The 21,253-nt window shown below is 43.2% G+C and carries 22 protein-coding genes; 5 read left to right on the top strand and 17 right to left on the bottom strand.

What is annotated here, in order from left to right; translation table 11 throughout:
* Both C6H00_RS05940 and C6H00_RS05935 read left to right on the top strand, forming a co-directional pair.
* On the top strand, window positions 1–815 hold an 815-nt coding region (locus C6H00_RS05940; protein WP_104750082.1), incomplete at its 5' end, for a formamidase.
* Between the two features lie 74 nt (window positions 816–889).
* Window positions 890–1,219, top strand: a complete 330-nt coding sequence (locus C6H00_RS05935; protein ID WP_104750081.1) for a hypothetical protein — start codon at window positions 890–892, stop codon at window positions 1,217–1,219.
* A gap of 4 nt (window positions 1,220–1,223) precedes the next feature.
* On the opposite strand, the gene C6H00_RS09135 is transcribed toward C6H00_RS05935, so the two are convergent.
* The 12 genes from C6H00_RS09135 to C6H00_RS05880 form a co-directional block, all read right to left on the bottom strand.
* Window positions 1,224–1,748, bottom strand: a complete 525-nt coding sequence (locus C6H00_RS09135; protein WP_267892003.1) for a methyl-accepting chemotaxis protein — start codon at window positions 1,746–1,748, stop codon at window positions 1,224–1,226.
* A gap of 1,762 nt (window positions 1,749–3,510) precedes the next feature.
* Window positions 3,511–4,638, bottom strand: coding sequence for a methyl-accepting chemotaxis protein (locus C6H00_RS09080; RefSeq protein WP_158655739.1), 1,128 nt, complete (start codon window positions 4,636–4,638; stop codon window positions 3,511–3,513).
* Window positions 4,623–5,567 carry a cache domain-containing protein gene (locus C6H00_RS08555; RefSeq protein ID WP_158655738.1) on the bottom strand — a complete coding sequence of 315 codons (945 nt, stop codon included), beginning with the start codon at window positions 5,565–5,567 and terminating at the stop codon, window positions 4,623–4,625. The genes C6H00_RS09080 and C6H00_RS08555 overlap by 16 nt, the downstream gene beginning before the upstream one ends.
* Window positions 5,560–7,458, bottom strand: coding sequence for a mechanosensitive ion channel family protein (locus C6H00_RS05920; RefSeq protein ID WP_199769206.1), 1,899 nt, complete (start codon window positions 7,456–7,458; stop codon window positions 5,560–5,562). Before C6H00_RS05920 ends, C6H00_RS08555 begins: the two co-directional genes overlap by 8 nt.
* The gene (gene murD / locus C6H00_RS05915) at window positions 7,455–8,681 is read right to left on the bottom strand and encodes a UDP-N-acetylmuramoyl-L-alanine--D-glutamate ligase (RefSeq protein WP_104750079.1); all 1,227 of its coding nucleotides are present in this window, start codon (window positions 8,679–8,681) and stop codon (window positions 7,455–7,457) included. The genes C6H00_RS05920 and murD overlap by 4 nt, the downstream gene beginning before the upstream one ends.
* A 56-nt stretch (window positions 8,682–8,737) precedes the next feature.
* A complete protein-coding gene (gene mraY, locus C6H00_RS05910) occupies window positions 8,738–9,799 on the bottom strand; it encodes a phospho-N-acetylmuramoyl-pentapeptide-transferase (protein WP_104750078.1) in 1,062 nt (353 codons plus the stop codon).
* Between the two features lie 100 nt (window positions 9,800–9,899).
* Window positions 9,900–10,832 (bottom strand): energy transducer TonB, encoded by a 933-nt coding sequence (locus C6H00_RS05905; RefSeq protein WP_104750077.1) that lies wholly within the window; start codon window positions 10,830–10,832, stop codon window positions 9,900–9,902.
* Window positions 10,798–11,187, bottom strand: a complete 390-nt coding sequence (gene exbD, locus C6H00_RS05900; protein ID WP_104750076.1) for a TonB system transport protein ExbD — start codon at window positions 11,185–11,187, stop codon at window positions 10,798–10,800. The genes C6H00_RS05905 and exbD overlap by 35 nt, the downstream gene beginning before the upstream one ends.
* A 3-nt stretch (window positions 11,188–11,190) precedes the next feature.
* On the bottom strand, window positions 11,191–11,640 hold the full coding sequence (exbB, locus tag C6H00_RS05895) for a TonB-system energizer ExbB (RefSeq protein ID WP_104750075.1): 450 nt from the start codon (window positions 11,638–11,640) through the stop codon (window positions 11,191–11,193).
* Window positions 11,641–11,737: 97 nt separating this feature from the next.
* Complete coding sequence (locus C6H00_RS05890; protein ID WP_104750074.1) at window positions 11,738–12,742, bottom strand: outer membrane beta-barrel protein; 1,005 nt, start codon at window positions 12,740–12,742, stop codon at window positions 11,738–11,740.
* Window positions 12,743–12,745: 3 nt separating this feature from the next.
* Window positions 12,746–13,735 carry a tRNA dihydrouridine synthase gene (locus tag C6H00_RS05885; protein ID WP_104750161.1) on the bottom strand — a complete coding sequence of 330 codons (990 nt, stop codon included), beginning with the start codon at window positions 13,733–13,735 and terminating at the stop codon, window positions 12,746–12,748.
* Window positions 13,736–13,749: 14 nt separating this feature from the next.
* Complete coding sequence (locus C6H00_RS05880) at window positions 13,750–14,979, bottom strand: CCA tRNA nucleotidyltransferase (protein ID WP_104750073.1); 1,230 nt, start codon at window positions 14,977–14,979, stop codon at window positions 13,750–13,752.
* Window positions 14,980–15,005: 26 nt separating this feature from the next.
* Between C6H00_RS05880 and queC the strand changes: the two genes are divergently transcribed.
* The 3 genes from queC to C6H00_RS05865 all read left to right on the top strand — a co-directional run bounded on the left by queC (window position 15,006) and on the right by C6H00_RS05865 (window position 17,030).
* On the top strand, window positions 15,006–15,737 hold the full coding sequence (queC, locus tag C6H00_RS05875; protein WP_104750072.1) for a 7-cyano-7-deazaguanine synthase QueC: 732 nt from the start codon (window positions 15,006–15,008) through the stop codon (window positions 15,735–15,737).
* A gap of 65 nt (window positions 15,738–15,802) precedes the next feature.
* Window positions 15,803–16,654, top strand: a complete 852-nt coding sequence (locus tag C6H00_RS05870; RefSeq protein WP_104750071.1) for a DnaJ C-terminal domain-containing protein — start codon at window positions 15,803–15,805, stop codon at window positions 16,652–16,654.
* Between the two features lie 10 nt (window positions 16,655–16,664).
* A complete protein-coding gene (locus tag C6H00_RS05865; RefSeq protein ID WP_013469339.1) occupies window positions 16,665–17,030 on the top strand; it encodes a heat shock protein transcriptional repressor HspR in 366 nt (121 codons plus the stop codon).
* Between the two features lie 43 nt (window positions 17,031–17,073).
* On the opposite strand, the gene C6H00_RS05860 is transcribed toward C6H00_RS05865, so the two are convergent.
* Genes C6H00_RS05860 through hslV form a run of 5 tightly spaced genes read right to left on the bottom strand, consistent with a single transcriptional unit; the run spans window position 17,074 to window position 21,251 of the window.
* The gene (locus C6H00_RS05860; protein ID WP_233704448.1) at window positions 17,074–17,439 is read right to left on the bottom strand and encodes a hypothetical protein; all 366 of its coding nucleotides are present in this window, start codon (window positions 17,437–17,439) and stop codon (window positions 17,074–17,076) included.
* Between the two features lie 14 nt (window positions 17,440–17,453).
* Window positions 17,454–18,461: a L,D-transpeptidase family protein gene (locus C6H00_RS05855; protein ID WP_199769199.1), complete on the bottom strand. Its 1,008-nt coding sequence runs from the start codon at window positions 18,459–18,461 to the stop codon at window positions 17,454–17,456.
* A gap of 29 nt (window positions 18,462–18,490) precedes the next feature.
* Complete coding sequence (gene era / locus C6H00_RS05850; RefSeq protein WP_104750069.1) at window positions 18,491–19,384, bottom strand: GTPase Era; 894 nt, start codon at window positions 19,382–19,384, stop codon at window positions 18,491–18,493.
* Window positions 19,381–20,697, bottom strand: coding sequence for an HslU--HslV peptidase ATPase subunit (gene hslU / locus C6H00_RS05845; protein ID WP_324728626.1), 1,317 nt, complete (start codon window positions 20,695–20,697; stop codon window positions 19,381–19,383). Before hslU ends, era begins: the two co-directional genes overlap by 4 nt.
* 8 nt (window positions 20,698–20,705) lie before the next feature.
* On the bottom strand, window positions 20,706–21,251 hold the full coding sequence (hslV, locus tag C6H00_RS05840) for an ATP-dependent protease subunit HslV (RefSeq protein ID WP_104578438.1): 546 nt from the start codon (window positions 21,249–21,251) through the stop codon (window positions 20,706–20,708).
* Window positions 21,252–21,253: the final 2 nt, after the last annotated feature.

Genomic DNA, 21,253 nt, shown 5'->3' with positions numbered 1-21,253 from the left:
CTCCAACTMAGACYGCTAAGTGGCTTAGTGAGGAGTTTCTCTTAGATGTTCCCGGCAAAGAAACTCAAATGTACGCGCAGGCGTGTAAAGAGGCGGGAGTCTTTGGGGTGTTCTCTGTGATGGAGCGCAATCCTGATCCTAATAAAAATCCTTACAACACCGCTATTATTATTAATCCTAAGGGTGAGATTGTTTTAAAATACCGCAAACTCTTCCCTTGGAATCCTATTGAACCTTGGTATCCCGGAGATTTGGGTATGCCTGTGTGTGAGGGTCCGGGTGGCTCAAAACTGGCTGTGTGTATTTGCCATGATGGCATGATCCCTGAGCTAGCGCGTGAAGCCGCCTATAAGGGGTGCAATGTTTATATCCGCATCTCTGGTTATAGCACTCAAGTTAATGACCAGTGGATTCTCACCAACCGCTCCAATGCATGGCATAACCTAATGTACACCGTGAGCGTGAATTTGGCGGGGTATGATAATGTCTTTTACTACTTTGGAGAAGGACAAATCTGTAACTTTGATGGCACCACTCTTGTTCAAGGGCATCGCAATCCTTGGGAAATTGTTACGGGCGAGATTTACCCCAAAATGGCTGACAACGCCCGCTTGAGCTGGGGCTTAGAGAATAACATTTACAACTTAGGCCATCGTGGGTATGTCGCCAAACCCGGAGGCGAAAGCGATGCGGGCTTGACCTATATCAAAGATTTGGCCGCTGGAAAATACAAACTCCCATGGGAAGACCACATGAAAATCAAAGACGGGTCTATTTATGGTTATCCTACCACTGGCGGACGCTTTGGGAAATAGGTTTTAGGCAAGTAAGGAGGGGGAAATTCAAATTCTTTTGGTAAAATCTAGGTAAAAAACCAAGGGGATTTTTCGTGTACAAAAAGGTTTTTTTGGCCATGGTCGGGGGCGTTTTGGGCGGCTTACTTTTTACTGGTTGCTCACCGGTCATAGATGCCAGAGTGCAAGGCTTTCAATATACTATTTATTTCAATGCCAATGATTTTAATATAGGGCGTGTTGTCAGTGCGGAGATTCCCTACGATCCGTCCAATCCTCATATCTACGAAATGTTGCTCAATAAGGCCATCGCGGATAATAAGTGTGATACCATCATTTTTCCGCGTTATGAAATCATTGGGAAGACCTTTGGGCGGGATAGAATCCGCCTCACTGGCAGGGTAGCGACTTATAAGGGGAAATAAGCCCCTAAAACTTCTTTTTGTTCGTATCCTCCAAAATATCTGTGGCGATGCGTTGGACATCCTTGCTTATGCTCAAACATTCATTGGCGATTTCAATATTATGACTTAAATTTCCATCAAAACGGGCAATCACTTGATTAATATCCAACACAGCATCGGCTTGTTCTTTGATCGCCATAGAGTTATCTGCAATGCTTTGTACCAAAACATTGATATTGCTCTCAATCTCTCCTAGAGATTTTTGTGTTCTCTCGGCTAGTTTTCTCACTTCATCAGCCACCACAGCAAAACCTCTGCCATGTTCTCCAGCTCTTGCAGCTTCAATAGCTGCATTGAGCGCAAGCAAGTTTGTTTGATCGGCAATATCTCTAATCATCTCTACCACGCTTTTAATCTCTTGACTTTGAGCAATCATGCTATCGCTCTTATCGCTCACATCGCTAATGCGTTGAGTGATGGTTTCAATGCTTTCTGTGGTGTTTTTGATTTCTTGACTTTGTTGTGCTGAGTTTTGCGCCAATTTGTCCATACTGGATTTAAGACCGACAGCTTTTTCACTCAAAGCGTTAGCAAAACTTAAAGACACATGGAGCATTTTTGTGATCTCTGTACCTAATTGATTAATGGCTAGTTCCACATCTCCGCTTGCATTTTCAATATTGCTTGTAAAATCTAAATTTTGATAAGCATGCACTACACTTAAGATTTTTTGTAAATCCGATCCGACATTTTTTTCTAAACTAGCGATCATGGTGTGCAGGGTTGTAATGAGTTCGCAAATTTGAGGAGTAGTTCCCTGCTCGCATTGCAAGCTCTTAGCTACAATCAAGCCTTTTTCTACATTAGTAGCACTCAAAGTGGCCTGACCTACCATCTTGTTGTCAATGTTAAAGGTGGTTTGGATTCGGCGGACATTCTCCATAATGCCTTCAGACATTTTTCCAATCTCGTCGTTGTAAACTACCTGATAAAATTGGACATTCTCGCCTTCATGGCGCAAGAATTTAAAGAAAGATTCGAGCATGCCCCCCATGCGTTGGAGACGCCTCAGCACCTGATTGTGTAGGAAGAAATAGAGCGCGATAATGATACAAATCATTGTTAAGAGGCCACCAAGAATGATGATTTTACGCATCACATACAAATCGCCAAACACCTTTTTCTTATCCAATACAGACGCAATCACCCAATTAAAATTGACATTGGGCAAAATTTTAGAAAAGGGAGCAAAGGCATAAAGAGTAGCAATGGTTGGGGCTTTAAAGATACTAGAATACCATTCCACAATCGCTAAATCTCCGGGTCTAGCTTCTTTGCGAAACTCAATGATCTTTTGTGCGCTAGCATCTTTCATCACATCTAAAAAGTTACGGCCCTGAACGCCGTGATCGGCATGGAGGGCTAGAATAGTATCACGCCGTCCAAGTAAGAAGCCATTTTGTTCCCCCTTAGGAAAGAATTGTTCTTGGATGCGCTCAAAGTCAATCAGTATGCCTACAACAGCGATCATTTTTCCATCACGCGTGATGGGTAAGGCGATGGTGTTACCAAAAATTGTGTCTCCATTTAGGGCTTTTATCAATGCTGTAGGACTTCTAGCACCATCTTTAGTTTCTAACACCTTGTGCACTATAGCTGATTCGGCGATATTAGTGCTATTGTGGAAAACTTCAACCTTGTTATCCTTTGTTTTAAAAACTCCCAAATTTTTCTGAGGATTGGATTGCGAATCTAGAGTAACTAGGAAAGCCTCACGAATGTGCCCCCTATCATTGGTTTCAATAAGGTTAGTGAGCATGGCCTGTATTTTGGCATCCTCTAATAAAATTTTAGGGTTAGATGCCATATAGCTTGTGAAATTTGTGATAGCACGGCTGATATTGCGCAATGCACGCACAAGCGTGCTAGCCTTGATCGTGGTTTGTTCCCTCAAGATTTTCTCAGCATTGTCCCTAAGCATAGTGGTCGCATTCGTCAGCAAAACCGCGCCTAAAACCCCATACGCAAAAAGTAGCACCAAAGAGATCACCAAAATAACCTTTGTGCCTAATTTCATATTTTTAACCATGCAGCTTCCCTTTATTTAGTGATTTGACAGCAACGCTTTAAAAAGTTTGAATATGATGGCCTTTGTAAATGAGTTGTGAGTTGTGAGTTGTGAGTTGTGAGTTGTGAGTTGTGAGTTGTGAGTTGTGAGTTGTGAGTTGTGAGTTGTGAGTTGTGAGTTGTGAGTTGTGAGTTGTGAGTTGTGAGTTGTGAGTTGTGAGTTGTGAGTTGTGGCACGTTGATCCTTAAAATTTCTTTTTATTAGTATCATCTAAAATATCCGTAGCAACAGCCTCAATATCTTTGCTAATATCCAAACACTTATTAGCGATGCTAACATTATGGCTTAAATTGGCATCAAATTGTGCAATCACTTGATTAATATCCAACACAGCATCGGCTTGTTCTTTGATCGCCATAGAGTTATCTGCAATGCTTTGTACCAAAACATTGATATTGCTCTCAATCTCTCCTAGAGATTTTTGTGTTCTCTCGGCTAGTTTTCTCACTTCATCAGCCACCACAGCAAAACCTCTGCCATGTTCTCCAGCTCTTGCAGCTTCAATAGAGGCATTTAAAGCTAATAAATTGGTTTGATCGGCGATGTCAGAAATCATCTCTACCACGCTTTTAATTTCATGACTTTGAGCAATCATCGAGTCGCTCTTACTACTCACAGCAGCAATATTTTGAGTGATTGTCTCAATGCTCTGTGTCGTGTGCTTGATCTCTTTGGATTGTTGTGCAGACTGAGCTACAAGTTCGTCCATACTAGATTTTAAACCTTGACACTTTGTATTGAGGATATTGGCAAAATTTAAGGAGGTGCGCAACATCGCCACGATCTCGCTACCTAATTGGTTGGTAGCGACCTCAAAATCACCTTTGGGGTGTGGAATCTTAGAAGTAAAATCTAAATTTTGATAAGCGCGTACAACTTCTAAGATCGCATTTAAATCCCCACCTACGCGCCGCTCCAAAAAGGCAATCATCGCGTTAGTTGTCAGTATCAATTCAGAGAGACTAGGGGTCTTGGCCTGCGCGTACACGCGCCGGGTGATATTTCCCCGCTCTATTGCAAGTGCCACAGAAGTTACATCTTGCATCACCGCGTTGTCATTCTTAAATGTTTCTTGGATATTGGTGATGTTTTTGTTAATCGAGCGCAACATATCTGCGATCTCATCCGTACCTTTAGGCTCAAGCATCACAATTTCAACATTCTCTTCATGATTAAGAAGTTTGAAGAAACTTCTAAGAGTTCTGGACACGCGTGCGATACGGCGCACAATACTATGACGCATATAGAAAAAGACTGCGATCATCGTAACAACATAAATGGCTGCAATAATGCCTGCTACTCCAAGACGCATGCGCGAGACATGCGATAAAGCTCTTTTTTGGAGATAACCGCACCAATCATCCAGTTATGATCTTGAGGGATGGCTTTCAGAGGGCGGAAAGTATAAAGAGCCAAAATTGCTTCTGAGTGCAACACTTCAGAATAAAAATTTGTGAGTTTTTGGCTATTGGGAGGGGCGTTTTCTCTGAACTCCTCAATCTCTTGCACTTCTTGACCCTTCATCACATCGCGAAAATCTCTACCTTGAAGACTATGATCGCGATTGATTGCAAAAAGACGATTGCCCCCTCCCATGAAAAATCCATTTTCAATACCTGTTGTAGGAAAATACCGATCCTGCACCATTTCTATACTCACAAACACACCAGCTACAGCAACAAGCTCTTGATGCACATCAAAAATAGGCATAGCCATGACATAACCAAAATGTTGTTTGCCATTAAGCAGGAGGGTTGGCCCAGTGGAACGGCGAGCAGGTCGCCCTGTAGAGATCACCTTTTTAAGCAATGGAGATTGCAAAATGATCGGCGTATTGCTATATAAGCCCACGCTACCATCAGGTCTTTCAAAGGCTTCGTAACTGAAATAGGGTTGTTTTTCATGCAGAAAAACTAACCACGCTTCACGTACAAACTCTTTATTGAGCACTAATTTTTTAACATTATCTTGCAGGCTTTGTTCTTTAGCATTTTTTAAAAATGCAAAACCATGACCGGAAAAATAGGTGGTGTAATTGAGTAAAGATTGCGTTACAGCATTAAGGTCTAAGGTAATCTTGTCAACTTTATTAGAAGCCTGTTTAGTAACTGATACATTGGCATTATGGAGTAAAACCTCAGTGGTTTCATGGACAAAATAAGCCCCCAACGCCACAAAAGAAGCAATCAAAATGATGGACATCATCAAGACGCTTTTAGTTCCAAGTTTTAACTTAGGCATTTAAATCCTTGAGTGGGGATTGCAGGCTTTTTGGCACACTTTCTAAATAAACACTTTGAGAAGGGAAGGCAAAGCTCAAGCCCAGCCCCTCTACAATTTGCATGATTTTTAGCATAACATCTTCCTTAATAGCTAACCATTCTCCCCAAACGACACTTTTGGAGAAACAATAAACTAGAATATTGATCGAGCTGTCTCCAAAATTATCTACAAAAACAAATAAGTTAGATTTGTAGCCCATTAAGTCATCAATAGAAACGATGTGTTCACGATCCATCATATAATCGTGCTGGGCACTCAGCTCGCGTTTTGCAGAGGCATCCAAATCGGAAACCTTAGCAATATGGGGATGTTCCTCTAGCATCGTGCGGATTGCTAGCACACATTGACTGAGTTGCTCCCTAGTAGAGCCATAGGTAAGACCAATACTCATTTTGATTCTGCGCCCCACTTTGCGGCGATTCCAGTTACGAATAGACCTACCTGCTAGTTCTGAGTTAGGCACAAATAAAAGGGCATTATCAAAGCCTCTCACCGTGGTGCGTCTAAGTCCCATCTCTACCACCGTCCCTTCTACCTCCCCGCACACAATCCAATCTCCCTGCCCAAAAGAATTGTCTAAAAGCAAGATCACAGAGGCAAAGAAATTGGCTAGTAAATCCTTAACCGCCAAAGCGACTGCCAAACCACCGATGCCCAAAGAAGCGATGATGGCCGAAATATTGAAACCTAGCTGTTTGAGCATAGCCAAAATTGTGATGGTAACGATGAAGAAATAAGCCACTTTCAAAATAAGATTCACCACTTCTCGCCTGAAGCCGTTCTTCTTAGAAGCCAAACTAGCTAAAAGAGCAGCACCATAAGCTTTAAATAGCGCAATTCCCAGCCAACCTAGCAAAGAGATGTAAATTACACCCAGATACATATTAAATTTAATGGGAGCGGGGTGAGGATAGTGCAAAATATCTATAGAAATGTCAAAGCTATAGATGAGTAAAAAAGTGGAAATGGGGGTGATAATGCTATTGCGGATTCTTTGCTGCACCTGTTCATTTTTACGACTGAAGCGCACAAAGAGATCTAAAAAGCGGATAAAAAGTGTAGTAATGAGCTTTCTTAAGGCAAGCAAAAAGAGCAACAAGACAAGGGAAAGTAAAATCTTAGCACTTTGTAACCCATGTGAAGAGGGAAAAAACTTATTAATGGTGGTAGCAATACGCTCCAAAACCCATTGCATATCAATATTAAAGAGGATATTCTTAGCAAGAACCTGACGGGGATGTTTGTGGATATAGTGAAGCACTTCTAAGTAGGTTTTAAGCTTGAGTTTGTAGTCGCTTAAAAGCTCTTGGAGCTGTTGCGCTTTGATAGAATCAAGGTTGGCTGGGATCACATAATGCCTAGAAGAAGCATCCTCGAATTTAAGCAGGGTAGCCATGCTGAGTGCATTAATATCCTTCTCTTGACTAAAAAAGTCAAGAGAAGTGCGTAACTTTTTTAGAAAATCATACATCTGCTGATCAGCTTCTAAGGTTTTGAGCTCGAGAGTGCTGCGCATATACACGAAAATATCATTCGTATGACTGCTCTTAAGTAAGGCCTTTTTGAGCTTATGTTGCTGTTCTAGGTTAGCTTTGATATTGATACCTATTTGTTCTTGACTATTGAGTAGGCGGAGTGCAAAGGTATGGATGAGATCATTTTTTTGATCGCTATAGAGGGGAATTTCTGAGCGTTTTGTGGGGTCTTGCTCATAGCGGGCAATCACTTGGTTAAGCTGATTAATCTGTTTTAAAAGCAAATAAAGATCAATGGTATCTGGATCGCTCTCTGCGCGCGCCAAAGAACACGCACACACAAGGCAGAGGAAAAGGATGCGTAGGAGCTTCATGGGGCTAACACACATGCCCTAAAGAGATCGCCCCGCTCTTGATAAGAGCTGAACTGATCTAGACTAGCCGCACTAGGTGAAAGAAGCGCGACTTGATCCTCTTTTAAAGAGATTTTAATTGCGTCCACCGCGTGCGCTAAATCTCCACATAATAGCGCGCTTACGCCATATTGATTAGCCATCTCAACCATCAAGTGTGCGCTAGCCCCAATGGTGTAAATGCGCGTTTGCATACCGGTTAAAACCTCAAAGAGCGGGGTCAAATCCACCCCTTTAGTGTCCCCCCCTACAATCAAATGCACAAAGGAATCTGTAAAACATGCTAAAGCCTTAAGAGTGGCATCTACATTAGTTGCCTTGCTGTCATTGATCCATGTGCGACCTTGTGAATCGGTGATCTTTTCTAGGCGATGGGGTTTTAGAGTGTAGCTATTGAGGCGATCGTAATCTACCTGCCCTGTCATCAGTTTAGTTGCGCTCAAGGCCAATAAAGCATCGAGCAAGAAAGGCTCTTTAAAGCGCACACGCGAGCTATCTAAACCCATATTCTTAGCTAAGTGGTTTGAATCTTCATAAAAAATTAGATCAAGGTCTTTGGCCTCACGCACTAAAACATGATCTCTAAGACTCGCTTGCAGAAACACGGGGCTTTTTTTGTCCATGAGGCGCAGAGGTTTTAACTTTGCTTCTACATAAGCTTCATAACTTCCATGCCAACTTAAATGATCTTGAGCTAGAGGAAGCAAGACATAGTAATGAGGAGCGTATCGTTGCGTGTAGTGTAGGCTAAAAGAGCTGGTTTCTAAAATCCATAGCGGGGCTTGTGGAAAAAGATTGATGAGGGGCGTGCCGATATTGCCCCCCACAACACTTCCAAAAGGGGCACAAAGCAGACCTAACATTTCTGTTGTGGTAGTTTTGCCATTCGTGCCACTCACAAAACAAGTTTTAGGCACAGACACACGGGAGGCAACATAGTCGTATTCGCTAATAAGATGTTCACTAGCCAAAACTAAGGGGTGTTTGGGGGGAAATCCGGGGCTGACAATCTCCAAGCAAGAAATTTGAGGATCAAAAAGAGTAGAGGGGAGGAGAGGTTGACCATACAAATCGCTTTTGGGTGTCAAGGTCGCATCGTCATAAATGCGGTAAGGAAGGGCACACCGGTGTAGGTAGTTAGCGAAAGCCCGGTTAGTGCGCCCATATCCAAGCAGAGAGATCATATCATCCACCTATAACCTAACTTAAAGGTTTCCATTCTAACATAGAAAGTCTGAATTTAGCGCACTTTCAGACTGAGCAAGGCTACAAGATTGCTTAGAATAGCCACAATCCAAAAACGCAAGATGATCTTATTTTCAGGCCACCCTTTCGATTCAAAGTGGTGATGCAAAGGTGCCATGCGAAAGATTCGCTTTTTGCGCACCTTATAGCTCCCCACCTGCAAGATAACCGAAGTAGCCTCTAATACAAAAACTAAACCGATTAAAAATAATAAAATTTCGTTATTGGTGATGATAGCCATGTAGGCAATAAAACCTCCAATGCCCAAACTCCCACTATCTCCCATAAAAACTTCTGCTGGAAAAGCATTGAACCACAAAAAGCCCAATAAAGCCCCCATCAGTGCAGAAGAAACTACCACGACCTCCCCGCTGTGTACGACCTTTGGGTAAAGCAAATATTTACTAAACTCTGCATTACCCACAACATAAATAAAAACACTGAGACTTAATAGGGCGCAGACACTAGGCACGGTTACCAAACCATCTAAACCATCGGTTAAATTAACGGCGTTTGTTGTAGAGAGAAAAACAAGCACCCAAAAACCTAGCAACAAGAAAGGATGATCTTGGAAAGAAAAAACTGGGTTTTTCAAAAAGGGCACATAGAGATTTTTTTCTTCCATTAGAATATACAGACAATAAGCAATACTCAAAGACACCACAAACAGCAAGCCCATTTTGAGGCGTGCAGAAATACCAGCATTCTTGTTTTGACGAATTTTGGTGTAATCATCTTGCATGCCAATAGCACCAAAAGCCAACAGGCTGAAAATGGCTAAAAGCACGAATGGATTATCTAATCTGGCCGTAAGCAAAGAGGCTATAATGGCCGTACCCAAAAACACGATACCTCCCATCGTGGGGGTGTCTTTCTTATTTTGGTGGGGAATGTAGTTAGAAATGGGCTGACTTCTCTTGGTTGCCTTAGCCCAAGCAATAAATCTAGGCATCAAATAGACACAGGCAAAAAAACTGATAAAAAAGGCCAAACCCGCACGAAAGGTGAGGTATTGGAAAATATTCACGCTAAAGTAGGTGTAAAGGTAGTAGAGCATGGCCAATCTTTAATGAAGTGGAATGTCAAATTCTAGCACAAGCACCTTAGCTTTAAGCTTGTAATCTCTGAATTTAAGTGTAATAAAGTAACTCAGACATTCATTCATCCTTCATAGTATAAGCAATGGGTATCTTGAGGCGCACGGTTTGTTTGGGTGTAGGAAAGAGCCTAGAAGCCTCTTTGACTGCCTGCACAGCCGCATGGTTTAAAATATCCGATCCTGAACTCTTGGCGACTTTAATATCTGTGGTCGTGCCATCCATATTGAGTACAAATTCCACCAACACTTCTCCCTCAATTCCGCGTATCATTGCCATGCGAGGGTATCGATTTCTTGAAGAAATGGCCATTTGTATTTTCATCAAAAATTCATTACTTACCCCGGGGTTATAGGCCATAGCACTTGTTTGTGCACCCTCAGATTGCTGGTTGGATGCTTCTTGTTTTTGTTGTTTGCGATCAGTTTTTGTAACACTCTTGGCAGGTTTGGCATCGCTGTTGGCATCGTGAGAAGTTTCTTGGGGTGCAGACTTGGCAGGCTGGGGTGCGGGTTCTGGCTTAGGAGGAGTTGGCTCGGGTTTGGGTTCTGGTTTGGGAGGTGCTGGCTCAGGTTTAGGCTCAGGTTTGGGTTCTGGTTTTGGCTCAGGTTTGAGGATAGGAGTAGGTTTTGGGGTTGGTTGTGGTTTGGGTTCTGGTTTAGGGGTGGGTTTAGGCTCGGGTTTGGGTTTAGGCTTTGGATGAGGCTTTGGTTTATGATGGGGTTTATGTTCTTCTTTTTTTGGTTTTTCTTGAGGTTTGGGTGCTGGTGCTGCGGGCTTAGAAGCTTGGGCATGTTGGAGCTGATCAGAGCGTGTATTAATACTGGCCAAACTCATGGTCATGCGCTGTGTGCCCATATGCGCTAATTGCTCTATTTTAGGCGGATTAGTCAAGAAAAACCACAGGCCTAGGGCATATACTCCAACAGCACTTAAAAAACCTGCGCGGTTAGAAAATTTACTTTGTTGCTGTAGAGATGGAGAAGTTTTCATGATTTTGAGCTTTGAGAATATCCATAATCTCAATGAAAGTGCCAAATTTAGAGTCTTTATCGCTACGCAAATCCACTAGGGTTTTAGGGTCGGCCTTGGCGATCAAGTTTTTTAAATCCTCTAAACTTTGTGGTTTGTCATTCACATAAATCTCATCAGATTTGCTGACTACAATGGTGATTTTTTTCTCTTCCTGGTGTATTTTCTGTGCACTGCTTGCACTAGGGAGATTAACCTTGATCTTGCCCTCTGCAATAAAAGTAGACACGCTCAACACCAATGCCAAGAGCACAAGCATTACATCAATGAAAGGCACAACATTTAGGCCGTCCCCTCGCCTTAGTCTAACCTTCATGTTCTAAGCCCCTTTTTTATGCAGTTTAAAGCGTTCTGAAAGAATGTCTACCTTGCGCAAAAAGGCATTATAAACAATTAGGGTAGGAATAGCCACCAACAACCCAAAAGCGGTGGCTTTAAGTGCTAAGGAAAGCCCTAAAGTAATGGCTTTAGCGTCCAAACCGGTCGCGCTTGTGCTCATGTCATAAAAAGTAACCATCACGCCTAAAATCGTGCCCAAAAGCCCCACATAGGGAGCGTTAGAGTAGATGATATAAAGCATGGTGAGATTTTTTGTTAAATCCATATCCAATCTATCCGGGTCTTCATAAAGGCTAAAGTCTATACGCGCGTAAAAGATGATGCGCTCAATAGTGAACCATAGTGCCAAAAACCCCATAATCCCTAGTGCGCTAAAAACCCCAATATCTACATATTCACCGACTAGCTTTGCTGAAAACCCTTCACCCATCATGTACCCTTCAATGTTTAATGTTTAAAAATAGGGAAAGATTGTATTTGTTTTGTAATAAAAAGTCAAGTTAAAAAAAATTTTCGGTAATACTATGCTAGAAAAGATACGCATAGCCTAAAAAAAACTGGCTAAGAGGGGTAATGCTCAGAGTTTGCGTTAAGGTTTGTTGTGTGCCAGGATTACTATTGCCATAGTTGTACCAGTTTTGCGCGCTGAATTTATAGTAAGGAAACTTCCATCCTAGAGTGAGGCGGTTACGCTTGCCTACATAGAGTTGTGTGCCCACATTCACAAAAAAGCCACTCCCTGCAGCAAAAAAACGGGTTTTCTTGCCCAACGCCTGATTGACAAAACGATCGCTCCAAAACATTGTGTATTCCACACCCCCACCCACAAACACGCCCCACTTCAAAAAGAGAAATTTAGGATTGTGCTTTCTCACCCAGTAATCTATAGGCACATTGAGAAAAAAATCAACATTTAAACCCAAAGAGATCGCATTGGACGGGTGTTGGAGTAAACTCTCTTGAGGGGTTGGAGTGGGACAAAGTCCTAGAGGATTACTTGCACCCAATCTAGCGCAAGGGGAGCTGTAGTTATTAGGCACAGCCAAATCACCCCCCACATTTTTAAAGCCATCAGGGGGAGGGTTGCCATTTGTAACCGCTTGAGGAATCACATTTCCGGTAGTTGGATCGATGGCTTTGATGTATTGAGGATCGTAATTTTTGCCCCCTTTATTTTCCACCTTGTAACGCTCTCCTAGTGTTGCATTAGTGTATTGCATTGTCCCATAAATACGCAATCCACTAATAGCCAATTTATCAAAAAAAAGCTCATCACCCACCGCGTAAGTGAAGGCAAAACTAGGCTGTTTGGCATGGGTATAAAAACCCACAAGTTCATCACCCTTACAACTGCTATTAGGGCAGGCAGATGATCCATCCGGTTTGGTGCTCGGATTAACCATGCTCGCCTGTTGGCCATAACTGCTATTAAAACCCAAGCTTCCCCCCAAACGCGCGCCTGTAAAAATATGATTGCTCACCCCCATTAAGGGCAAAAAACTCACCCACAAAACTATTGAATTTTTAAACATTGATTAAATACTTTGGTTATTTAAAGAAATAATCTGATGGAGATCGCGTAAATCTTGCGCTTGACTAAAAAACTCCTCCACCTGCGCGCGTGCGATGAGCGGATCGCTCATGCTATTGACCACTCCCTTAAACGCGCTTGCTCCAGCATGCCCTTTAGCATAGGCGTGTAAATTCTTGCGAAACATCACCACCCCCCTGTCTCCATAAAATTCCACCATCTTATCAAAATGTTCCAAGACCAAATCTTTTTTGAGCACAGGAGGTAATTCCTGCGTATTGTGTTTGATCTGCCAAAAAATCCAAGGTTTGATCAAACTAGCCCGCCCGATCATCACCCCTTGAGCTCCCGTATAAGCACGCACCTCTTGGGCTTTGGCTACGCTGTCAATCTCCCCATTGACAATCAAGGGCCTATTTAAGATAGAGCGCATCAAGCGCACACTTTCATAATCAATCTTTTCTTTTTTGTAGCGATCTGCACGCGTGCGCGCATGCACCACCACAAAATCCACAGGGGCATCATTGAGCGCATGCGCGATTTCTTCTGGAATTTTGCGCTCAAAGCCTAAGCGCACTTTCACGCTGGTATAAGGTTTATTAGTGTGCTCGCGCACTACGCTTAAGAGCTTAACCAAATGCTTTAAGTCTTTGAGAAGTCCGCTCCCATTGCCATGGTTGGCCACTTTGGGGGCTGGGCAACCACAATTAAAATCTATAATGTCGATTCCTTCCACCTGGTTGAGCAACTCGACCGCTCTTTGCACAATCTCTACTTTAGAGCCGGCAATTTGCACGCTAAAGGGGTTTTCATGGGGGGATTTCTCTAGCATCTTAGCAGTTTTCTCAAAAGCATGCACGAGCGCGTGGCTACTCACCATCTCACTCACGGTTACATCTACCCCAAAGCGTTTCACCACACTTCTAAAAGGCAAATCCGTATAACCCGCTAAAGGGGCTAAAAATAATAAATTATCAAATTGGAGTTTAGACATGCGAGGCATTTTAACTAATTTTCTCTTAACACGGGGCATTCTTTGGCATATTGCAATAACGCTTCTCTCTGATTGCACACAACCCCGCACATTACCCCCTCCAAACACGCTATTAAAAGCACGCCCACTTGCGCGCCTTGAAAACCAAGTTCTAACAAGTCCGTGCCCTTGATCGCCAAATGGCGCAACGCATAAGCTTCGCGTTTGTGCAAAATATCTTTAAGTTCACTTTTTAAGCGCGCGCTTAAAACGGGGTCTTGGGTTTGATAAAAGCCTAGCAAAGCGCGCAGTTCGCCTAAATACAAACTTTGTAATTGTGTTTTGAGCCAAAGGCGGAGAGGCTCTTTAGGCTCTAAGGGGAGGTGGGCATGCAGTTTGTGTAAGGATTGGGTGAGTTTTTTAGAAAATTTTAAACGTGTGCAAAAATCACGCAGGGTTTGGGTATCCCAAGATTGGGCTAAATAGAGCAAGCGCGCGCGCAAATTCAAAGGGGTGTTTTCTAATCCCTCTAAGGGCTTTAAGCGCGCTTTTAAAGTCTTTTCTAAGAGAGATTGAAAAGGCGCACAAGAGCGCACAAAATCCCCCAACAAGAGTTTAAAAAACTCCATGCAGATGCGCTCTTTGGCGATGTGTGTTAATAAGGGAGCTTGTTTCCATAGAGCTTTTTGAGTAGCGTCTTCCAAACTAAAACCTAGCACGCTAGCAAAACGCAAAGCGCGTAAAATCCGCAAAGCGTCCTCTTGCAGGCGCAAAGTCGGATCACCCACTAATCTTAAAACCCCCTTTTTTAAATCTTCCAACCCACCATATAAATCTAAAAGTCCTTTTTGAGGGTGGAGGGCTAGGGCGTTGATGGTGAAATCACGCCGTGCTAAGTCGCTTTCTATAGACTCTACAAATCTTAATGCGCTAGGGTGGCGGTGATCTCTATATTCTCCCTCCTGCCTAAAAGTGGTGATCTCAAAAAGCCAGCCCTCAAAGCTCACTCCTAAAGTGCCAAAGGCGCGCCCTAGCTCTATAATTTTTATCCCCTCTATGCCCTCTAGGAGAGCTTTTAACTGGTCTGGAGTCGCGCTAGAGGCTAGATCGTAATCTTTGGGCTTTTTACCCAAGAGCAGATCGCGCACACTTCCCCCCACGATACATGCTTGATAACCGCCCTGCTCGATCATGGTATGCAAAGTTAGCAGACTGGAGGGCAGAGCGCGTTTTAAGCGCAAAAAAGAAGCGTTCCAATCTGCCATGTTATAATGATTCTAAAAGGTCAATCATGTTTCATCCCTTTGATCTAGCAAAAATGCTCGCCATTCAAGATTTTAAAACACACACCTGTGTGATCTGCTTTAGCGGGGGGCAGGATAGCACCACTCTAGCCCTTTGGGCAAAACGCGTTTTTGAACAAGTTTATTTATTGGGCTTTAATTACGATCAAAAACACGCCATCGAACTCGCCCAAGCGCGCAAAATCGCGCGCATGCTAGAGTTGCCCTATAAAGTGCTAAGTTTACCTTGTTTACAAGAAATCAGCACTTCTGCCCTTTTTGCCCACACTTCCCATGCGCTCAACACACCCCACCCCCAAGCTCAAGACCTGCCTAGCTCTTTTGTGCCCGATCGCAACGCGCTTTTTACCACGCTAGCGCACGCCTACGCTTTTAATTTGGGCGCGCAAGCGGTGTTGCTAGGGGTATCTATGCAGGATTATAGCGGGTATTTTGATTGTCGGCAGAATTTTATAGAAAGTTTGCAAATTAGCTTGAATTTGGGGGCTTTTGGCACACAAGAGGGGATCAGTTTGCTAGCTCCCTTGATGTTTGCTAGCAAAGCCCAAGAGTTTCAGCTCGCTCACGCTTTGGGGGGGTTAGAGCTGATCTTAGAGCACACCCATACATGCTATGAGGGAGTGCGAGAGAGTCGCCATAAGTTTGGTTATGGGTGCGGGGTTTGTCCTGCATGCCAACTGCGCCAACAGGGCTATACAGAATTTTTAGACACTAAATAAAATTGATAGTATAAGACTAAAGTTTTATGCTATAATGATTCTAAATTTTTAAAAAAAGGATCACAATGGGAAAGAGTCTCTACCAAACTTTAGAAGTCAGCGAAAACGCCAGTCCTGAAGAAATCAAGCGATCCTATCGCAAATTGGCGCGCAAATACCACCCCGATCTCAACAAGGGCAAGGAAGCCGAAGAGAAGTTTAAAGAGATCAACGCCGCCTATGAAATCTTGAGTGATAACCAAAAACGCGCCCAATACGATCAATTTGGAGATAGCATGTTTGGGGGGCAGAATTTTAGCGATTTTGCCCGCACACAAGGGAGGAATGCCAATTTTGATGACATTATATCCCAAATTTTTGGGGGAGGTTTTGGAGGTTTTAATACGGGTTTTAGGAGTGCGGGTTTTGGTTTTAATCGAGAAATGCTAGATATTCAAATTGATTTGCAAATCAATTTGAAAGAGGCAGTGCTAGGCACGCAACGCAAGATACAAGTTTCTGCCAATGAGAGTTTTGAGATCAAAATTCCTGCGGGTGTGAAAGAGGGCGAGGTGTTGCGCGCGCGGGGCAAAGGACACCAACAAGCGGGCATGCGCGGGGACGCGCTTTTAAAAGTGCATGTGCTAGAAGACACAGAATACACTAGGAAAGGGGACGACCTGATTAAAAACTTTGATGTGCCTTTAAAGACGGCGTTGTTTGGGGGTAAAGTAGATGTTCAGACCCTCTATAAAGATGTGTCTTTGAAAATTCCCCCCAATACTAAAAACGCCCAAAAATTCCGCCTCAAAGAACTCGGGGTTAAAAACCGCAAGAGCGGACAGATAGGAGATTTATATTTAAACGCCAATGTGATCTTGCCTCACACCGATCACATGAGCATAGAGGTCAAACAGGCTTTACAGCAACTCCCCTAAAGGATCGCCCATGCTAGATTATGATGCGCCGCTGTATTTAATTAGCGTGGTGGCTAAGATTTTAGGAGTGCACCCCCAAACTTTGCGCCAATATGAAAAAGAAGGTCTAGTAGAGCCCAAGCGCACGGATGGCAAAATGCGCCTCTACTCACAAAGAGATGTGGACAAAATCAAGACAATCTTGCGTCTCACGCGCGATATGGGTGTGAATTTGGCCGGAGTAGATATTATTTTGCGTCTTAAAGATCGCCTAGATGAATTAGATCGCTTAAATGAGGAGCTTCAAACTCATTTGCAAACAAATGTCCCCACAAAGCCCGAAGTAAAGCGTCTTGAAAAGACCTCTTATGAATTGATTTTATTTAAGAAAGCTTGAGAGTTTTGCCCCGCCTGTAAGGCAGGGCAGGCAGACTACAGAACTATTTTTCTTTAAAAGTTGCCGCTCTGCCAGTAACTCTGAGTACAGGCTCTTTGGAACCTTGACGCACAACTTCATATCTTGGCAAAAGAAGTGTATCGCATTTGCAAGCCCTAATCGCTTTGCTGAGCAATAATTCAGTCAGATTAGGATTAGCAGGATTGTAGGGCATTTCTGCACTAACTACGCCACCTATTTTAAAATCATTACTACTAAATTGCACAGAATAGTTGACATTGCGATCGAACTTTGCTGCCATTACTTTTTTCACCGGTGGCGCACATCCACTCACCAACAAAGCCACACCAATACCCGTCAACAACAGCTTTGGATGCATAAACGCCCTTCTGTAATAAATTTCCCCCAACTTGAAATTATACTCTATTTTTCAACCAAAATCTGCATTTTACCCTTTTCAAGTGCCACAAAAAGGACTTTAGTCCCATGAGAGGAATAGACAAGTTTTTTATTCTTGTAGGCATCGTAGTCTTGATCAAAAGCAATACGGAAGATGCGCTTATGGTCGTTATTGGGGTAAGGAGTGATATTGACTTTAGAGAAGCGGATAGTTTTATCCTCATTTTTACCAAAAACATGGGTTTTAAATTTTTCATAAGTCTTATAATCCATACCATTGGCGTGCTTGAAATCTGGAGCATAAAAACTCATGTAGCTCACAAGGTCATTTTTCGCCCATGCACTGCGCCATGTATAAAGGGAGCTAAGCAAGGTCGCTAACTCATCTTGAGTTGCGTATTTAAACTCTCCCTCATAAACAATGAGCAAGGTTTTTTTATCCTTGAGGCGTGTGCCATAATCTTTTAAAATGGGGTTTTGTATGGCAATGCAACCTTTGGTGTTGAGCTCATCGCGCTTGCCATCTAAAGGCAGCCCATGAATCCAAATACCATGTCCGCTTCGCTTACGCGCCACATCAAAAGGATTAGGGTAATTAGTTTCTAGGGCAAAAGGTCCATAGTAGGCATTTAAACCTGTGAGTTTTTTTAGAATCTGATAAACCCCAATAGGCGTGGCCTTATCCCCTTCTGTAATTTTCTCTCCCGCTTTAGAGCCTACTAAGGCGGTGCTCTCATTGACCTTAACAATCTTTTCGCCCTGCAAAGCATATAGAGTTAATTTTGGATCGGCCTTATTGATGACAAAAAGGTAATCAAGATCTTCATAGTAGCCATAGCTGATGTCATGTTTTTCTAGCACATCTTCCCAAAACTCTTTTTGGGTCAAATAGGATTGCAAGAGCCGTTCGATAGAGGCGATCCCTTTTTTATGATAGGCCTTAACAAAGCCCATCAAGGTGTCTGCGCGCAGACCCACAGCGCAAAGAAATGCAACTAACAAAACCCTTGCCCATAAAACCCTTTCTAACATAAATACCCCTATAAAATTAAAAAATGTCCCTATTCTACCACATAACCCATTTTTTTTAACCCCTCTCTTTCCCTACTCCAATTTTTACACACCACAACCTCCAATTGCAAAAAAACTTTTTTGTCCCCCAAAGATTCCATCTGTAAGCGGGCTGCACGCCCAATTTTTTTAATAACATTCCCCTCCTTGCCAATGATCATCTTTTTTTGACTTTCTTTTTCCACAACAATTTGTGCTTTGATGCGATCGAGTTTGTCCTCCTCCTTAAAATGCGTCAATACAACCGCGCTCGCATAGGGAATCTCCTCACTCAAATACACAAAAAGTTGTTCGCGGATCATCTCTGCATAAATCTCTTTTATTTGCGCATCGCTTAAACTTTGGGGATCGTAGTAAAAGGGAGATTCGGGCAAGAGTTCTGCCACATTGGCTAATAAAATGTCTATGTTTTTATATTTGCTCGCGCTCAAGGGCACTAAGGCATGGAATTTATCGCTATAAGCCTGATAGGGCGCGATCTTGGCGAGCAGATCTGCATGAGTGAGGGTGTCGATCTTATTGAGAGCTAGAATGTGGGGTTTTGTGCTAGCATAACTTAAAAAGTTCTCATAATCTCTTAAGTCATCATGCACGCTTGCTAAGAAAAGCACCAAATCGCAATCTTGCAAAGCCCGCATACTCTCCTCTTGCATGGCTTGCTCTAGAAGTTTTTTGGGCGAAGCGATTCCAGGAGTGTCTACAAACACCATTTGGCAGGCATTTCCTTGAGAATCTGTATAAGGCACAATGGCTTTAAGAGCCTTGCGTGTGGCGTGCGCTTTGTGCGAAGTTAAAGCTAAGTGTTCATTCACCAACGCATTTAACAAAGTGCTCTTACCCGCATTGGGGCGACCAATGAGGGCAATAAAACCGGCTTTGCTCATAAAATAAAACGGGCGCGATCCACATTATCCACAAGATTTTCTAGCTTCTTAGCAACATTTTCTTTTGTGATCAACACTTGTTGCCCCTTGTAGCTAGACGCATTGAAGCTCAAATCTTCTAAGACCTTTTCAATAGTGGTGTGTAAACGGCGCGCACCAATATCTTCGGCATTTTGATTGGCCAAATAAGAAAGTCTAGCTAGCTCTCTAAGAGCCTCCGGGTCAAAGACAAGTTCTACGCCCTCCACAGATAAGAGAGCTTGATATTGTCTGATGATCGAGCTTTTAGTGCGTGTGAGAATAGCAAACATGATCTCCTCAGAGAGACTTTCTAATTCCACCCGCAAGGGGAAACGCCCCTGTAGTTCAGGAATGAGATCGCTAGGCTTGCTTAATTGGAATGCGCCCGCTGCAATGAATAAAATATGATCAGTGGCCACAGGGCCATATTTGGTATTGATCACACTCCCCTCTACAATGGGTAAAAGATCGCGTTGCACGCCCTCCTTGCTGGGGTCTTGGCGGCTTCCCTCTTTGACACCAACAGCGATCTTGTCAATTTCATCAATAAAGATCACCCCAGATTGCATGGCGCGCTCCACGCCCTCAGCCTGCACGCGTTCCATATCCAAAATCGTTTGGGAAACATCATGGCGCAGAGCTTCCTTCGCCTCCTTGATACTCATCTCTTTGCTGACTTTCTCCCCCTCACGATTTAAGACTTTAATCAGACTCTCTTGCACTTTAATAATTTCAGGAGGCACGTTAAAGTCTCCCTCTAAATGCTTTTTACGCAACTCGATCTCAATTTGCACATGATCTAAAGCCCCGCTCTTGATCTTCTCTTTGGTTTTTTCAAAATTGGAGGCGTATTCCTCCTTTTTGGTCTCACTCACCCCATTAGGCAAAGCCGGGAGCAACTTTTTAGCAATGCGTTCCACAATAAGCTCTTCGATCTTTCCTCTATTTCTTTCCTTGTGTTCGTTCTCCACTAAATTAATGCTCGTGGCGACCAAATCGCGCACCATAGACTCCACATCGCGCCCCACAAAACCCACTTCAGTATACTTGCTTGCCTCCACTTTGATAAAGGGTAAGCCCATCATCTTGGCCATGCGCCGTGCGATCTCTGTCTTGCCCACCCCCGTTGAGCCGATCATTAAAATATTCTTAGGGGTTACCTCTTCTTGCAACTCTTTGGGCAGTTGTAACCTGCGCCAGCGGTTGCGCAAAGCAATGGCGATCATTTTCTTAGCGTCTTTTTGTTCGATAATATAATCGTCCAAATAATCTACAATCTCTTGGGGAGTCATCTCTAATTTCATGGTAATTCCAAGATTTTAATGTTGGTGTTGGTGTAAATGCAGATTTCTCCGGCAATTTTGAGCGACTCTTCTACTAAAGTTTTAGGGGGCAGTTTGGCGAATTGATCTAGCGCGCGCGCTGCACTCAGCGCGTAATTGCCCCCACTCCCAATAGCGGCAATCTTACCATCCTCAGGTTCGACCACATCCCCCGTTCCACTCAAAATAAAGATGGATTGCTTGTTGAGGACAATCATCATCGCCTCTAAACGGCGCAAAAATTTATCTCTGCGCCATTCCTTGCTAAAATCCACCACACTTTTAAATAAATCCCCTTTTTTGCCCTCCAAAATGCGCTCAAACATATCAAAGAGACTAAAAGCGTCCGCAGTGCTTCCAGCAAATCCGCTTAAAATTTGTCCGTGATAGAGGGTGCGAATCTTGGTCGCGTTGCCCTTGAGGACACAATTCCCAAAACTCACTTGCCCATCGCCCCCGATGATGGCGTAATCCTTGCCCTCAAAATGCGTTTTATAGCCTAAAATTGTAGTTGCATGGAACATCT

Origin of the sequence: Helicobacter cynogastricus, assembly GCF_900197855.1 — a bacterium.
Classification (GTDB): Bacteria; Campylobacterota; Campylobacteria; order Campylobacterales; family Helicobacteraceae; genus Helicobacter; species Helicobacter cynogastricus.
The sequence above is the reverse complement of the archived record's forward strand: the minus strand, read 5'-3'. Positions and strand labels throughout refer to the sequence as shown.

Excerpts from the sequence above, each read along its gene's own strand:
- C6H00_RS09135 (WP_267892003.1), bottom strand. The coding sequence starts at position 1,748 with ATGGACAAATTGGCGCAAAACTCAGCACAACAAAGTCAAGAAATCAAA.
- C6H00_RS09080 (WP_158655739.1), bottom strand. The coding sequence starts at position 4,638 with ATGCGTCTTGGAGTAGCAGGCATTATTGCAGCCATTTATGTTGTTACG.
- C6H00_RS08555 (WP_158655738.1), bottom strand. The coding sequence starts at position 5,567 with ATGCCTAAGTTAAAACTTGGAACTAAAAGCGTCTTGATGATGTCCATC.
- C6H00_RS05920 (WP_199769206.1), bottom strand. The coding sequence starts at position 7,458 with ATGAAGCTCCTACGCATCCTTTTCCTCTGCCTTGTGTGTGCGTGTTCT.
- murD (WP_104750079.1), bottom strand. The coding sequence starts at position 8,681 with ATGATCTCTCTGCTTGGATATGGGCGCACTAACCGGGCTTTCGCTAAC.
- mraY (WP_104750078.1), bottom strand. The coding sequence starts at position 9,799 with ATGCTCTACTACCTTTACACCTACTTTAGCGTGAATATTTTCCAATAC.
- C6H00_RS05905 (WP_104750077.1), bottom strand. The coding sequence starts at position 10,832 with ATGAAAACTTCTCCATCTCTACAGCAACAAAGTAAATTTTCTAACCGC.
- exbD (WP_104750076.1), bottom strand. The coding sequence starts at position 11,187 with ATGAAGGTTAGACTAAGGCGAGGGGACGGCCTAAATGTTGTGCCTTTC.
- exbB (WP_104750075.1), bottom strand. The coding sequence starts at position 11,640 with ATGGGTGAAGGGTTTTCAGCAAAGCTAGTCGGTGAATATGTAGATATT.
- C6H00_RS05890 (WP_104750074.1), bottom strand. The coding sequence starts at position 12,742 with ATGTTTAAAAATTCAATAGTTTTGTGGGTGAGTTTTTTGCCCTTAATG.
- C6H00_RS05885 (WP_104750161.1), bottom strand. The coding sequence starts at position 13,735 with ATGTCTAAACTCCAATTTGATAATTTATTATTTTTAGCCCCTTTAGCG.
- C6H00_RS05880 (WP_104750073.1), bottom strand. The coding sequence starts at position 14,979 with ATGGCAGATTGGAACGCTTCTTTTTTGCGCTTAAAACGCGCTCTGCCC.
- queC (WP_104750072.1), top strand. The coding sequence starts at position 15,006 with ATGTTTCATCCCTTTGATCTAGCAAAAATGCTCGCCATTCAAGATTTT.
- C6H00_RS05870 (WP_104750071.1), top strand. The coding sequence starts at position 15,803 with ATGGGAAAGAGTCTCTACCAAACTTTAGAAGTCAGCGAAAACGCCAGT.
- C6H00_RS05865 (WP_013469339.1), top strand. The coding sequence starts at position 16,665 with ATGCTAGATTATGATGCGCCGCTGTATTTAATTAGCGTGGTGGCTAAG.
- C6H00_RS05855 (WP_199769199.1), bottom strand. The coding sequence starts at position 18,461 with ATGTTAGAAAGGGTTTTATGGGCAAGGGTTTTGTTAGTTGCATTTCTT.
- era (WP_104750069.1), bottom strand. The coding sequence starts at position 19,384 with ATGAGCAAAGCCGGTTTTATTGCCCTCATTGGTCGCCCCAATGCGGGT.
- hslU (WP_324728626.1), bottom strand. The coding sequence starts at position 20,697 with ATGACTCCCCAAGAGATTGTAGATTATTTGGACGATTATATTATCGAA.
- hslV (WP_104578438.1), bottom strand. The coding sequence starts at position 21,251 with ATGTTCCATGCAACTACAATTTTAGGCTATAAAACGCATTTTGAGGGC.